Below are 12,706 nucleotides of genomic sequence, written 5' to 3' on the forward strand. Positions count from 1 at the left end.
ACTGATAGTCGCCACTGGCGGCCTGACCACCTCCCGGACTACCGCGACGCCCTGCCCTGGCTCAGGTGGCGGTCATGCCGCCGTCGATGGCGAGGGCGGCTCCGGTGATGAAGGGGGCCTCGTCGCTCAGCAGGAAGGCCGTGAACGCGGCGATCTCCTCCGGCCGCCCGATCCGGCCGATCGGGTGCATCGCCCCGGCCGCCCGCAGCGCCTCGTCGGGGGTGGGGCCCATGCCCGACCGTAGCAGCGGGGTGTCGACGCCGCCCGTCACCAGGGCGTTGATCCGGATGCCCGCCGCGGCCGTCTCGAGCGCCGCCGACCGGGTGAGGCCGATCACGCCGTGCTTGGCGGCGCTGTAGGCGGCCGCGCCGGGCTGGCCGCCGACGCCGGTGACGGAGGCGTTGTTCACGATCGCGCCGCCGCCGCTCGCCTTCAGGGCCGGGATCTGGTGCTTGAGGCCGTAGAAGACGCTGCTGAGGTTGAGGACCAGCTCGGCGTGCCAGGCGTCGGCGTCGAGGCCGGTGACCGGGCCGAGGGCCGTGGCGGCGCCGACATTGTTGAAGACGCCGTCGAGGCGGCCGTACCGGCTCACCGCCTGCCTGACGAGCTCGGCCATCTCGTCCTCCACTGTCACGTCGGCGGGGACGAAGGTGGCCTCGCCTCCCGTGGCGCGGATGGCGGCGGCCAGGGTGTCGCCGGCCTCCTTGCCGCGTGCGGCCAGGACGACCTTCGCGCCCTCGGCGGCGAGCCGTTCGGCGGTGGCGCGGCCCATGCCGGAGGTGGCGCCGGTGATCAGGATGACTTTGCCGGTGAAACGTGCGGACACGGTGACTCCTGTGTCGGATAGAGGGTGTTCAGAAGGTGAGCACGAGCCGGCCGCGCACGCCGCCGGCTTCGAGCCGCCGGTGGGCGGTGGCCGCCTCGGCGGCGGGGAGGGTCGCGGCGACGCGCGGGGTGAGCACGCCCGACTCCACGAGCCCGCGGATGTGGTGGAGCTTGTCCGTGCGCCCGGCGTAGTCGGGCACGAACACCGTCCGCACCGCGACCCGGCCGTTCTCGCCGAAGTGGTGGCCGCCGGGCTCGTCGCCGGTGCGGAAGCGGGCGTAGGCGCCGCCGTCGCGGACGGCGTCGAGCAGGCTCGGCCCGACCAGTGCGGTGTCGGCGACGGCGTCCACGCCGCCGGGACGCCGGGCCAGGATGCGGTCGGCGACGCCGGGCCCCCTGGCCACGATCTCGGCCGCGCCCAGGCGGCGGACCAGCGCCTCGTCGGAGGGCGCGGCGTCGGCGACCACGGTCAGGCCGGCGTGGGCGGCCAGCTCGACGAGGTAGCCGCCCAGGGTTCCGGCGGCGCCGACCACGGCGAGCACCGATCCGGGGGCGAGCGCCAGCAGGTCCAGCGCCAGCAGCGCGGTGAGCCCGTTCATCGGGAGCGTTGCGGCGGCCGCGTGGCCGGTGTTCTCCGGCGCCGGGACGACCCAGCCGGCCGGCAGCACCGCGTGTTCGGCGTAGCCGCCCTGCGGCGTCACCATCGCCATCACCCGCTGACCGACCGACAATCCGGTCTCGGTTCCCGGCCCGATCTCGTCGACCACCCCGGCGATGTCCAGGCCGGGCACGTACGGCCCCGGCACGCCGGCGAACGCCCACGCGCTGGCACCCGAGCGCAGCAGGGTGTCGGCCGGGTTCACCGCCGCGGCGTGCACCCGCACCCGGACCTCGCCGGGGCCGGCGTGGGGGGCGGGCAGGTCGAGAACACGGAGCGCTTCGGGTCCTCCGAACTCGTGGACCCCGATTGCTTGCATCGTCCCAGCTCCCGAATGGTTCTTGATGTATACCAGGTCTGACATTGGTACCTTCCACCCGAGTGCGGCCAGGCCGCAAGAAGGCACTTCGTCATGACCAGGTATCGCAGGCGGAACCGCCCGGAGAGGAACCTGGTATTGGCCGTATACTGCGTCCATGTCGCAACCGGCCGAGCTGTGTGAGGAGGGCCGCCTCGCCCTGATCCGCGACGTGCTCGAACGGATCGGCGACAAGTGGTCGGTGGTGGTCATCTGCCAGCTCGACGACACCACCCGCAGGTTCAACGAGCTCAGCCGGATGAGCAGCCCCATCACCAAACGAATGCTCAGCGCGACCCTGCAGGGGCTGGAGCGCGACGGACTGGTGACCAGGACCGTCTACGACACCAAGCCCCCGCGGGTCGACTACGCGCTGACCCCGCGCGGGATCAGCCTGCTCAAGGTGGTCCGGGAGCTGGCCGGCTGGGCCGAGGCCAACGCCGCCGGCATCCTCGAGTCGAGATCGGGCTACGACGCCCGCTGAGAGGTCAGATCGTGACCGCGCCGTCCGAGGCCGAGCCGACCGTGGCGACGTACTTCGCCAGCACGCCCCGCTCGACCGGGCGGTCCGGGCGGGTCCACGCCGCGGCGCGGGTTTCCAGTTCGGCCGCGTCCACCCGCAGGTCCAGCACCCGGGCGGCCGAGTCGATGACGACGGTGTCGCCGTCCCGGACCAGCGCCAGCGGGCCGCCCCGGTAGGCCTCCGGGGCCACGTGGCCGATGACCAGGCCGTGGGAGACGCCGGAGAACCGGCCGTCGGTCACCAGGGCGACGTTCAGGCCCTGGCCGACCAGCGCGCCGGTGATCGAGAGCATCTCGCGCATCCCCGGGCCGCCGGCCGGGCCCTCGTACCGGACGATGACCACCTCGCCGTCGACGATGCGGCGCTCCTGGATGGCGGCGAAGCAGGCCTCCTCGCCGTCGAACACCCGCGCCGAGCCGCTGAACACGAAGTCGGGCCTGCCGCCCAGCTTCAGCACGCAGCCGCCGGGGGCGAGCGAGCCCCGCAGGACGGCCAGCGCCCCCGGGCCCTTCACCGGGTCGGCCACCGTCTTCACGACCTGCTGGCCGGGGGTCTCCTGGGCCGACTCGGCCACCTCGGCGAGGGTGCGGCCGTCGACCAGCGTCACGTCCTCGCGCAGCAGGCCCGCCTCCAGCAGGCGGCGCACCACCAGCGACGTGCCGCCCGCGCGCCACAGGTCGGCGGCGCTGTGCGGGCCGGCCGGCTTCACCCCGGCGACGATCGGGATCTGGTGGCAGATGCGGTCGATGTCGTCGATCTCCAGCGCGATCCCGGCCTCGCGGGCGATGGCCAGCAGGTGCAGGACCGCATTGGTCGAGCCGCCCATCGCGGCGACCGAGACGATCGCGTTGTGCAGCGACGCCTCGGTGATCACCCGGGACGGCCGGGCGTCGCGGGCCAGGGCGTCCATGACGACCTCGCCGACCAGCACGGCGGCCTCGTTCTTCGACGGGGCCACGGCCGGGATGTCGCTCACGCCGAAGGGCGACAGGCCGAGGAAGTCGCAGATGCTCCCCATCGTGTTGGCCGTGTACTGCGCGGCGCAGGTCCCGGCTCCCGGGCAGGCGTGGCGGGCCAGGTCGTCGACGTCGTCCTGGCTGAGCTTGCCGACGCTGCGCTCGCCGAGCGCCTCCCACATGTCCTGGATCGTGACGTCGCGGTCGCGCCAGCGGCCGGGCATCATGCTGCCGCTGTAGAGGATCACCGACGGCACGTCGAGGCGGCTCAGAGCCATGATCGCGGCGGGTGCGGTCTTGTCGCAGCCGACGATCGCCACGATCGCGTCGAACTGGTGGGCGCGGCCCATCAGCTCGATCGAGTCGGCGATGACCTCGCGGCTGACCAGCGAGGCCCGCATGCCGGGGGTGCCCATCGTGAGGTTGTCGGAGACCGCGATGGTGTTGAACTCCATGGGGGTGCCGCCCGCCCGGCGCACCCCGTCGGCGACGTGGGCGGCGAGCTCGCGGTGGGTGAGGTTGCACGGCATGGTGCCGGTCCACGTGGAGGCGATGCCGACCTTGGGGCGGCGCATGTCCTCGTCGGTCCAGCCCATCGCGTACAGGTGGGAGCGCGCCGGGGCGCGGTCGGGGTCGGTCGCGATGCTCATGCGGTCTCCCTGGTTCTGGCGACGGGCAGGTCGAGGTTCAACAGCCGCGCGGCGTTGCCCGCGAAGATCAGTTCACGGTCGCGGGGCGACAGGTTGAGCTCGTCGACGATCCTGACCTGCTCTTCTGCGTACTTCCTGATGTATCCCCAGGGGAAGTCGCACGAGTCGGTGCCGAACAGGACACGCTCGGGGCCGAAGGTCTCGTGGAACTTCCGGAACAGGGCCTTCTGGTCGAGGTCGTAGGGCACCCAGCGGGTCCACTCGTGGTTGCTGGAGCTGTCGACGTGGACGTTGGCGTTCGACCAGCCCAGGCGCAGCAGCTCGGCCGGGTAGCCGCAGCCGAAGTGGGCCACCACGAAGTTGACCGTGGGGAAGGCCTTGGCGACGTCGTGCAGGGCCAGCGGGTCCATGTTGGGGGCCCAGCCGAGCCCGCCGCCGCCGTTGACCGGGCCGAAGTGCAGCACGACGGGCAGCGCGTGCTCCTCGACGACCTCCCACACCGGCCACAGCGACCGGTCGGCCAGCGGCACGGTCACCCAGGGCGCGATGACCTTGTAGCCGCGCAGCCCGATCTCCACGGCGCGGCGCAGCTCGGCGGCGGCTCCGGGGGAGCAGGGCTGGTGGTTGGCGAAGCCCACGAAGCGGTCGGGGTGGGCGGCGACCACCGAGGCGAGGCGGTCGTTGCCGCCGCCGGACATGAAGACCACCCGCTCCAGGCCGAAGTCGTCGGCCTCCTCGCGCCAGGCGGCGGCCAGGTCCTCGGTGGTGCGCGTCTCGGGCACGGTGGGCGGGAGGCTGCGCGCCCTGCGGACGCGTTCGGCGTACTTCGCGGAGTTGGCGCGCAGCACCTCCAGCTTGGCCGGGCCGCAGACGTGCTCGTACTCGGCGTCGAGGCGGTCCTGGGTGGGCTCGTCGCCCGGGAAGTGGCAGTGGAAGTCGATGATCATTTGATCCGCACCGTGTTCCGCAGCAGGCCGACGCCCTCGACCTCGCACTCGACCACGTCGCCGTCCTTGAGCCAGAGCGGCGGCCTGCGGCCCATGCCGACGCCATGCGGGGTGCCGGTGGCGATGACGTCGCCGGGGTTCAGGGTCATGTACGTCGAGAGATAGGCGATGATCTCGGGGATCTTGAAGATCATCTCGCCGGTGGTGCTGTCCTGGACCGTTTCCCCGTTGACCCTGGCGGAGATCGCCAGGCCGTGGGGGTCGGCGAGCTCGTCGGCGGTGACGATCCACGGGCCGAGCGGGCAGAACCCGTCGAAGTTCTTGCCCCGGAACCACTGGCCGTCGGCGAACTGGGCGTCGCGGGCGGACACGTCGTCGGCGACGGTGTAGCCGAACACCCCGTCGGGGCCCATGACCACGGCCAGCTCGGACTCCCAGTCGAGCTGGTCGGTGGTCCCCGCCGGGACCACGACGTCCTGATACGGGCCGGTCAGGGTGTGGGCGGTCTTCACGAAGGCCAGCACCTTGGACGGGGTGTCCAGGCCGGTCTCCCGGATGTGGTCGGCGTAGTTCAGGCCGATACAGATGATCTTCTCCGGGTGGGCCACCGGGCTGAGCAGCTTCACGTCGGCGAGCGGGACCGCCGGTCCGGCCGGGGAGAAGTCCGCGCCGGAGGCGATCAGGTCACGGACGGCGTCGGCCATGTAGGCCGTGGACTCCTCGGCCACGGGAGCGACGGCGTCCCCTTCGACGAGCCCGGCGAAGATCCGGCCGTCGGACGTGCGGTATCGGGCGATGCGCATGAAACAGAACTCCAATCCCGAAATATCGGGATAAAACGGGCAGACGAAGAGCTGGGGGTGTCGAGCTGACGGCAGACCCTGCGGTCGGGTGCCGGAGAGGCGTGCGGGACTTTGACCGAGCGATGTGCTCGGGCGATGTGCTCCGGTGATGTGCTCAAGCGACGTGCTCAAGCGACGTGCTCAAGCGACGTGCTCAAGCCACGTGCTCAGGCGAAGGCCGGTAGGAAACGTTTCTGTTCGGCGATGAGGGCGTCGGTGAGCCGGGCGGCGGCTTCGGGGTCGGTCACCGCGCCGTCGGCGATCATCGCCTCCACCGCGAGGTCGCGTGAGCCCGTCATGGCCGCTTCGACCGCCAGGTAGACCGAGGTCAGGCGGCGGGCCAGGATCGCGGTAAGCGGGGCCGACAGGTCGGGCACCGACACCGGGCGCAGGCCCCGGGCGGTGGCCACGCCGGGGATCTCCAGTGCCGCGTCGTCGGGCAGGCCGGGGACCGCGCCCCGGTTCGGCACGTTGACCGAGAACATCTGTCTCTGGTCCAGCTCGATCGAGCGGATGATCGCGATGAGCTGCTCCTGCTCGCCCGTCGAGCGGTCGAAGACGGTCTCGTCGAGCGGGGCCTCGCCGAGCGCCTGGGCGCGCATGCCCTGGTAGCGGTTCTCGCCCCACTCAAGGATCTCCGGCACCGAGAAGGCGTCCACGCCGAGGGTCTTGCCGTAGTAGGAGCCGCCCGCCCAGCGCTCGGGGAAGAACTCCAGCACGTGGCGGTCGTTGGCGGCCGGGTAGGCGCCGTACCGCTGGAAGATCTCCCAGGAGAACGGGTTGTGCCAGGCCTTGCCGTTCTCCCAGATGGAGCCGATGTCCTGCGGCTCGGGCGCGACGGCCAGCTCGCGGGCCACCTTCTCCCGCACGCCGGGCCAGGCGTCGGCGCCGTTGTGGCGGAAGTCGTAGATGAAGGTCAGGTGGTTGATGCCGGCGTACAGGGTGGAGGTCTCCTCGAAGGGGAGACCGGCGAAGGCGGCCAGTTCGCGCTGCACGTGGTGCATGCCGTGGCACAGGCCGACGACCTCGACCCCGGCGTGGCGGGTCATCGCGTACACGTTGGCGGTCATCGGGTTGCTGTAGTTGAAGAAGAACGCCCCGGGCGCGAGCGCCTTGACGTCACGGGCGATCTCGACCATGACCGGGACGGTGCGCAGCAGGCGGGAGATGCCGCCGGGCATCACCGAGTCGCCGACCGGCTGGTAGATCCCGTGCCTGATGCAGACGTCGTGGTCGGCCTGCCACGCGGGCCGGCCGCCGACGCCGACGCAGGTCACGACGTAGTCGGCGCCCGGCAGCATCTCCCGGCGGTCCGTGGAGGAGCGCACGGTGATGCGGTCGCCCGCGCCCCTGGCCTCGACCATCAGCCCGGCCAGCCGGGCGGCCACGCCGAGCGCCTCCTCGTTGACGTCCACGAGGCGGATCTCCCACGCCCCGAGGTCGTCGGCCGAGATCAGGTCGGCCAGCAGGCCCCTGGTGAAGACGGCCGAACCTGCTCCGATCAGGACCAGGACCTTCATGGTGCTCCTATCTCAGGTGGAAACGACGGTGACGCCCGCGCCTTCGAGCGCGGTCACCGCCTCGACCGGCGCGGCCGTGTCGGTCACGACCGTGTCGATGCGCGACAGCGGCGCGATGCGCACGGCGCTGCGCTGGGTGAACTTGCTGTGGTCGGCGAGCACGACGAGCCGGGTGGCCGCCGCGATCATGTTGCGGTCGGTCTCGGCCTCGGCCAGGTGGGCGCCGAGCATCCCGTACGCCGGATCGATGCCGTAGGCGCTGAAGAAGCCGACGTCGATGTGCACGTCGTTGAGCGCCTGGCTGGTGAGGTGGCCGAGCAGCGACAACTCGGCGTTGCGCATCAGGCCGCCCAGCACGAGCACCTGCGTGGTCTCCGAGGCCATGCCGATCGCGTACGCGATGGCGACCGAGTTGGTCACCACGGTGACGTCCGGGACCGTGACCAGGTGGGGCACCATCTGGGCCGTGGTCGAGCCGCCGGTCAGCAGCACCGCGCTGCCGGGCGTCACGAGCCGGGCCGCCGCGGCGGCGATGCGGCGTTTCTCGTCGAGGTTGCGGATCGAGCGTTCGACCATGGGCGTCTCGGCGACCTCCGGGCCGCCGTCCACGGCGACCGCGCCGCCGTGGACCCGGCGCAGCAGGCCGCGTTCGTCCATCTCGTCGAGGTCGCGGCGCACCGTGGAGACGCTCACGTTGAGCAGGGCCGCGAGGTCGTCCACGCTCACCGACCCTCGGCTGCGCACGTGGGAGAGCAGTTCGCTCCGGCGCCTCTCGCTCAGCATCAGTAGCCGGCCTTTCTGTCCACAAGATTCAGCAGGGGGCGGCCCTCGACCAGCCGCCGCAGATTCTCGGTGAACAGAACGCGGACATGATCGTGGTAGCCGGGCGCGAATCCTGCCACGTGCGGAGTGATCAGGACATTGCTTTCCGACCAGAAAGGACTGCTTTCCGGCAGCGGTTCCTCGGCGAACACGTCGGAGATGAGGTAGCCGACCTGCCCGCTTCTGAGGGCGGCCAGCAGCGCGTCCTCGTCGACGACCCCGCCCCGGGCGCCGTTGATGACCACGGCACCCGGCTTGAGCTGGGTGAACGCGTCGGCGTCCAGCAGATGGTGGGTCTCGTCGGTGTGCGGGACGGTCAGCACGACGTAGTCGGAGCGGGCCAGCAGGCCGGGCAGGCCCTCGGGCCCGACGACCTCGGCGGGGGTCTCGTCGGCGACCTCGCTGAACCGTTCGCCCGCCCGAGTCCCGCCCCGGCGCATGCCGATGACGTTCATGCCGAAGGCGTGCGCGAGGCGGCCGATCTCCTGGCCGATGCGGCCGTAGCCGACGATGCCCACGGTGGAGCCGGGGATCATGCGCGGCATGAGCCGGTTCCACCGGTAGTCGAGATCGGGCCAGTGGCGGTCGCCGTTCAGGCCGATGATGTGCGGCAGGTGGTGGGCGTGCGCGAGGATCATCATCAGCACCCACTCGGCCAGCGGTTTCGGGGAGACGCCCCCGATGGTGGTGACGTCGACCTCCGAGTCCCACAGGTCGGTGCCCTTGACGTGGTCGCAGCCGCTCGTGTCGAGCTGCACCCAGCGCAGCCGGGGGGCCGCGCCGGCTTTCGGGAACGCGGTGTTGGTGTAGAGCACGTCGGTCTCGGCCAGCACATCGGCCGGGATCTCCTCGGCGCTGCGGGCCAGGTGCCTGCGCACCCGCACGCCGGGCACGGTCACGGCGGCAAGCCAGTCGTCGTCGAAGTCGAGGGTCACCAGCACGTTGATCATCGGGGGAGTCCTCACTTGATGCCCGATCGGGCCATGCCTTCGACGAAGTGCCGCTGGAACAGGGCGAACACGATGATCATCGGGATCATCGACAGGAGCGACATCGCCATCAGCGAGCCGTAGTCCTGGCCGTACTGGTTCTTCAGGAACAGCAGGCCGACCTGGAGGGTGTAGCTTTCCGGGTCCTTCAGCACGATCAGCGGCCAGGCGAACTCGTTCCACCGCCACATGAACGTGAAGATGACCAGCACCGCGATCAGCGGACGGCACAGCGGCAGCACGACCGTGCGGAAGATGCGCCACTGGCTCGACCCGTCGCACTGCGCGGCCTCGATCAGCTCGTCGGGGATCGCCATCATGAACTGCCGGGCCATGAACAACCCGAACGCCTCTGCCAGCCGGGGCACGATGACGCCCCAGTCGCTGCCGATCAGCCCGAAGTCCACCACCAGGTGGAACTGCGGCACCATCACGACCTGCACCGGCACCATCAGCGTGCTGATGATGAGGATGAACAGCACGTTCCGGCCGGGGAAGCGCAACTTGGCGAAGGCGTAGCCGGCCATCAGGTTGATGACCACGGTCAGCACGACGGCGACGACGGCGATGAACACCGAGTTCACCGCCCACATGCCGTAGGGGAACTTGCTCAGCGGGTCGGTCAGGTTCTCCCACCGCACGCTCGTCGGCCACAGGTGCAGCCCGGGGCCGCGCATGTCGGCCGAGGAGGAGATCGCGGTGACGACCATCCAGTAGACGGGGAACAACATCGCGACCGCCCCGGTGATCGCGAACGCCAGGCGATAGCGCGTCATGCGACGTCCCTCCGCTTGTTCACACGCCACTGGACGATCGTCATGACCAGGACGATGAGGTAGAGCACGACGCCGATGGCCGAGGCGTAACCCTGCTGCCGCTGCTCGAACCCGGCGGAGTACGCGTAGGTGACGAGCATCGTGGTCGAGTTGCCGGGGCCGCCGCCGGTCATGACGTAGACGATGTCGAAGACCTGGAAGCTGTTGATGATGCCGATCACGATCAGGAAGAACGTGGTCGGGCCGAGTTGCGGGATCGTGATGCGGCGCAGCGTCGCCCACCGGGAGGCGCCGTCGCAGCGGGCCGCCTCGAACACCTCGCGCGGGATGCCCTGGAGCGCGGCGAGGTAGACGACCATGTTGAAGCCGAGGCCGATCCACAGGCTGATGGCCACCAGCGACAACAACGCCGGCACGCCTTCGGACTGCCACGGCACCGGGCCGAGCCCGACGACGTCCAGGACGCGGTTGACCAGGCCGATGTCCTCGTTGAACAACCAGGCGCCGATGAGCGCGCTGCTCACGCCCGAGATGACGGCGGGCAGGTAGTAGACCGCCCGGATCAGTCCCCGGGCGGGCATGCGCCTGTTGAGCAGCAGCGCCGCCGCCAGGCCCGCGACCAGGCACAGCGGCACCGAGATCGCGGTGTAGAGGGCGGTGTTCCACAACGCCGTCCAGAAGATCTTGTCGCTCAGGATCTCCTGGTAGTTCTGCAGCCCCACCCATTTGGCGATGCCGAAACCGCGGGTCTGCTGGAGGCTGATCCAGAAGACCTGGATCAGCGGCCAGAACATGAAGACCGCGAAGACGGCCACCGCCGGTGCGGCGAACGCCAGGCCGGTCAGCGCCTCGCGCGCCCGCCGCGTCCGGACCGTTGCCATCGGGCCTCCTCTTAGGCGGACAGCGCCTTCTCGATCGCGGTGCCGATCGCGCCGACGGTGTCGTCGGCGGACTGGCCGCCGGTGAAGTAGCCCTCCAGGTTCTGCACCAGCGCGTCGTTCACGCCGGAGAAACCGGGCAGGGTGACGAACTGGACCAGGTCGGCGGGCATGGTGGTGGCTTGCTGCTGGAAGACCGGCATCAGGTCGGGGGAGACGGCGTAGTTCAGCTTGGCGCCGGCCAGGTCCTTGCGGGCCGGGAGCACCGTCGTCTGCTCGCAGAACAGCTGCATGTTGGCCGGTTCGGCGAGGAACTTGGCGAACGCGGCGGCGGCCTCGGGCGCCTTGCTCTGCGTGGTCACCGCGACCGCGTTGCCGCCGAGGTCGGAGGCGGCGCCGGCCGGGCCCTTGGGCAGGAAGGTCGCGCCGATCTCGATGCCCTTGGCGGTGTTGCTGATGTCGGGCAGTAGGAAGTCGCCGACGAACGCCATGGAGATCTTGCCGGAGCCGAACACGAGGTCGGGGCTGTTGGCCGTCTTGACCATCATGTTCTTCGGCATCAGGCCCTTGTCGTAGAACGACTTGGTGAACTCCAGGGTCTGGCGGGCCTGCGGCGAGTCGAACACGACGCTCTTGCCGTCGGGGCCCAGGGCCTTGCCGCCCGCCTGCCAGAGCCAGTTGAACCAGCGGTAGGCGCCGTACTGCTGCCAGTTGACGCCGAAGGCGGCGGTCGCGCCGGTGCCGGCGGCGTTCAGCTTCTCGGCGACCTCCAGGAACTGCTCCCAGGTCCAGGCGGTGTCGAGGGTGGTCGGCACGTCGGTGATGCCGGCCTTCGCGAAGTGCGCCTTGTTGTAGAGGATCGCGCTCGTGTCGGTGTGGTGCGGGACGCCGTAGGGCTTGCCCTCGTACTGCACGCCGGCCCACAGGGCGTCGATGAACTGGGCCGAGTCCGCGCCGATCGTCGCCGACAGGTCGGTCAGCACGCCCTGCGAGCTGTAGATGCCGATGTCGTTGTAGGTGACGCGGAACAGGTCGGGGCCCTGGCCCGACTGCAGCCGGGCGTCGAGGGTGGTGCGCATCTGGTCGTACGGAAGCTGCTCGACCTTCACCTTCACGCCCGGGTTGGCCTTCTCGAAGGCGCGGGCGACGGTGTTGAAGGCGGCCATCTCGGCGTCCGAACCCCAGACGGAGAACGTCAGGTCACCGGTGGCGGCGCCGGCGCTCGCGGCGGCGGCGGGGGCGCTGGTGCCGGCGTCACCGCCGCCACAGGCGGCGAGGGCGCTCGCGGCGGCGGCGCCCGCGGCCGTCATACCGGCCGCGCGGAGGAACTGGCGGCGGTTGAAATTCATGGGGGGCCTCCCTTGGGCTCCGGCCTGGTGTGCAGTTCCTATCAACTTCACGCAGAAAACGTCAATACATCGCAAAATGGTCACTTGACAGTCACGACGGCCGTCTCTACGGTCCTGAAATGACAGATCTGCGCGTTTTTGAGAGTTTCGGGGGATCGGCGTGCGCGTTCAGGCGGGGCGGTCGCCCCAAGGGCGGGTCACGCCGAGCACCGCGTCGTCCCCGCTGAAGGCAAGCTCCAGGGCGGCGGCGGAGACCTCTTCCGGGGTGTGCCACCGGCCGGTCGGGTGCCAGCCCAGGATCAGCCGCGGCCGGTCCGGCAGCGGGGGCCGCGGCCCGTCGGGCGCGGCGTACGCGCTGGTCAGCACCTGGACGACCCGGTCGGCGCGGGCGTCGACGACGTCCCAGGCGGCCTGGTCGCCGAACGGGAGATACGCCAGCGCCAGGTCGAAGCGCCGGTCACCCAGGGCCGTCACGAAACTGGGCACATTTGTAACGTCTGCTAGCACTATGTCGCCAATGTCTGAAGTGCGATGTTTGTTGCGCGAAACGATAGAAACGACCATCCCTCTGGCGGCCAATCCCACCACGGCCGGAGCCAGGATCCCCGTACCT

The 12,706-nt window shown here is 70.5% G+C and carries 13 protein-coding genes; 1 reads left to right on the top strand and 12 read right to left on the bottom strand.

The features are described 5' to 3' along the window. Positions 1-61: 61 nt before the first annotated feature. Together GT755_RS32455 and GT755_RS32460 are read right to left on the bottom strand one after the other, a co-directional pair. Positions 62-826, bottom strand: coding sequence for an SDR family NAD(P)-dependent oxidoreductase (locus GT755_RS32455; RefSeq protein ID WP_161483369.1), 765 nt, complete (start codon positions 824-826; stop codon positions 62-64). A gap of 28 nt (positions 827-854) precedes the next feature. After that, a complete protein-coding gene (locus GT755_RS32460; protein ID WP_161483370.1) occupies positions 855-1,802 on the bottom strand; it encodes an NADP-dependent oxidoreductase in 948 nt (315 codons plus the stop codon). A gap of 157 nt (positions 1,803-1,959) precedes the next feature. Here GT755_RS32460 and GT755_RS32465 point away from each other — a divergent pair, with 157 nt between their 5' ends. After that, entirely contained in the window at positions 1,960-2,325 is a 366-nt protein-coding gene (locus tag GT755_RS32465) for a winged helix-turn-helix transcriptional regulator (protein WP_161483371.1), read from the top strand. 4 nt (positions 2,326-2,329) lie between these two features. On the opposite strand, the gene ilvD is transcribed toward GT755_RS32465, so the two are convergent. From ilvD to GT755_RS32515, 10 genes are all read right to left on the bottom strand, one after another. Beyond that, a complete protein-coding gene (ilvD, locus tag GT755_RS32470; protein WP_161483372.1) occupies positions 2,330-3,970 on the bottom strand; it encodes a dihydroxy-acid dehydratase in 1,641 nt (546 codons plus the stop codon). After that, positions 3,967-4,917 carry an amidohydrolase family protein gene (locus GT755_RS32475; protein ID WP_161483373.1) on the bottom strand — a complete coding sequence of 317 codons (951 nt, stop codon included), beginning with the start codon at positions 4,915-4,917 and terminating at the stop codon, positions 3,967-3,969. Before GT755_RS32475 ends, ilvD begins: the two co-directional genes overlap by 4 nt. Then, positions 4,914-5,720 (bottom strand): fumarylacetoacetate hydrolase family protein, encoded by an 807-nt coding sequence (locus GT755_RS32480; RefSeq protein WP_161483374.1) that lies wholly within the window; start codon positions 5,718-5,720, stop codon positions 4,914-4,916. Before GT755_RS32480 ends, GT755_RS32475 begins: the two co-directional genes overlap by 4 nt. Positions 5,721-5,926: 206 nt before the next feature. Then, positions 5,927-7,279, bottom strand: coding sequence for a family 4 glycosyl hydrolase (locus GT755_RS32485; protein WP_161483375.1), 1,353 nt, complete (start codon positions 7,277-7,279; stop codon positions 5,927-5,929). A gap of 12 nt (positions 7,280-7,291) precedes the next feature. After that, positions 7,292-8,062, bottom strand: coding sequence for a DeoR/GlpR family DNA-binding transcription regulator (locus tag GT755_RS32490; RefSeq protein WP_161483376.1), 771 nt, complete (start codon positions 8,060-8,062; stop codon positions 7,292-7,294). Continuing rightward, positions 8,062-9,051, bottom strand: coding sequence for a D-2-hydroxyacid dehydrogenase (locus tag GT755_RS32495; RefSeq protein WP_161483377.1), 990 nt, complete (start codon positions 9,049-9,051; stop codon positions 8,062-8,064). The genes GT755_RS32490 and GT755_RS32495 overlap by 1 nt, the downstream gene beginning before the upstream one ends. Positions 9,052-9,062: 11 nt before the next feature. Next, the gene (locus GT755_RS32500; protein WP_030452561.1) at positions 9,063-9,866 is read right to left on the bottom strand and encodes a carbohydrate ABC transporter permease; all 804 of its coding nucleotides are present in this window, start codon (positions 9,864-9,866) and stop codon (positions 9,063-9,065) included. Then, the gene (locus GT755_RS32505; RefSeq protein WP_161483378.1) at positions 9,863-10,747 is read right to left on the bottom strand and encodes a carbohydrate ABC transporter permease; all 885 of its coding nucleotides are present in this window, start codon (positions 10,745-10,747) and stop codon (positions 9,863-9,865) included. The genes GT755_RS32500 and GT755_RS32505 overlap by 4 nt, the downstream gene beginning before the upstream one ends. An 11-nt stretch (positions 10,748-10,758) precedes the next feature. After that, positions 10,759-12,093, bottom strand: a complete 1,335-nt coding sequence (locus tag GT755_RS32510) for an ABC transporter substrate-binding protein (RefSeq protein ID WP_161483379.1) — start codon at positions 12,091-12,093, stop codon at positions 10,759-10,761. Between the two features lie 168 nt (positions 12,094-12,261). Beyond that, positions 12,262-12,579: a hypothetical protein gene (locus GT755_RS32515; protein WP_161483380.1), complete on the bottom strand. Its 318-nt coding sequence runs from the start codon at positions 12,577-12,579 to the stop codon at positions 12,262-12,264. Positions 12,580-12,706 lie beyond the last annotated feature (127 nt).

This window comes from Herbidospora solisilvae, assembly GCF_009901565.1.
Taxonomy (GTDB): domain Bacteria; phylum Actinomycetota; class Actinomycetes; order Streptosporangiales; family Streptosporangiaceae; genus Herbidospora; species Herbidospora solisilvae.

Bases quoted from the DNA above. Each gene is read 5' to 3' on its own strand.
- GT755_RS32480 (WP_161483374.1), bottom strand. From the start codon at position 5,720: ATGCGCATCGCCCGATACCGCACGTCCGACGGCCGGATCTTCGCCGGG.
- GT755_RS32490 (WP_161483376.1), bottom strand. From the start codon at position 8,062: ATGCTGAGCGAGAGGCGCCGGAGCGAACTGCTCTCCCACGTGCGCAGC.
- GT755_RS32485 (WP_161483375.1), bottom strand. From the start codon at position 7,279: ATGAAGGTCCTGGTCCTGATCGGAGCAGGTTCGGCCGTCTTCACCAGG.
- ilvD (WP_161483372.1), bottom strand. From the start codon at position 3,970: ATGAGCATCGCGACCGACCCCGACCGCGCCCCGGCGCGCTCCCACCTG.
- GT755_RS32505 (WP_161483378.1), bottom strand. From the start codon at position 10,747: ATGGCAACGGTCCGGACGCGGCGGGCGCGCGAGGCGCTGACCGGCCTG.
- GT755_RS32510 (WP_161483379.1), bottom strand. From the start codon at position 12,093: ATGAATTTCAACCGCCGCCAGTTCCTCCGCGCGGCCGGTATGACGGCC.
- GT755_RS32465 (WP_161483371.1), top strand. From the start codon at position 1,960: ATGTCGCAACCGGCCGAGCTGTGTGAGGAGGGCCGCCTCGCCCTGATC.
- GT755_RS32475 (WP_161483373.1), bottom strand. From the start codon at position 4,917: ATGATCATCGACTTCCACTGCCACTTCCCGGGCGACGAGCCCACCCAG.
- GT755_RS32460 (WP_161483370.1), bottom strand. From the start codon at position 1,802: ATGCAAGCAATCGGGGTCCACGAGTTCGGAGGACCCGAAGCGCTCCGT.
- GT755_RS32495 (WP_161483377.1), bottom strand. From the start codon at position 9,051: ATGATCAACGTGCTGGTGACCCTCGACTTCGACGACGACTGGCTTGCC.
- GT755_RS32500 (WP_030452561.1), bottom strand. From the start codon at position 9,866: ATGACGCGCTATCGCCTGGCGTTCGCGATCACCGGGGCGGTCGCGATG.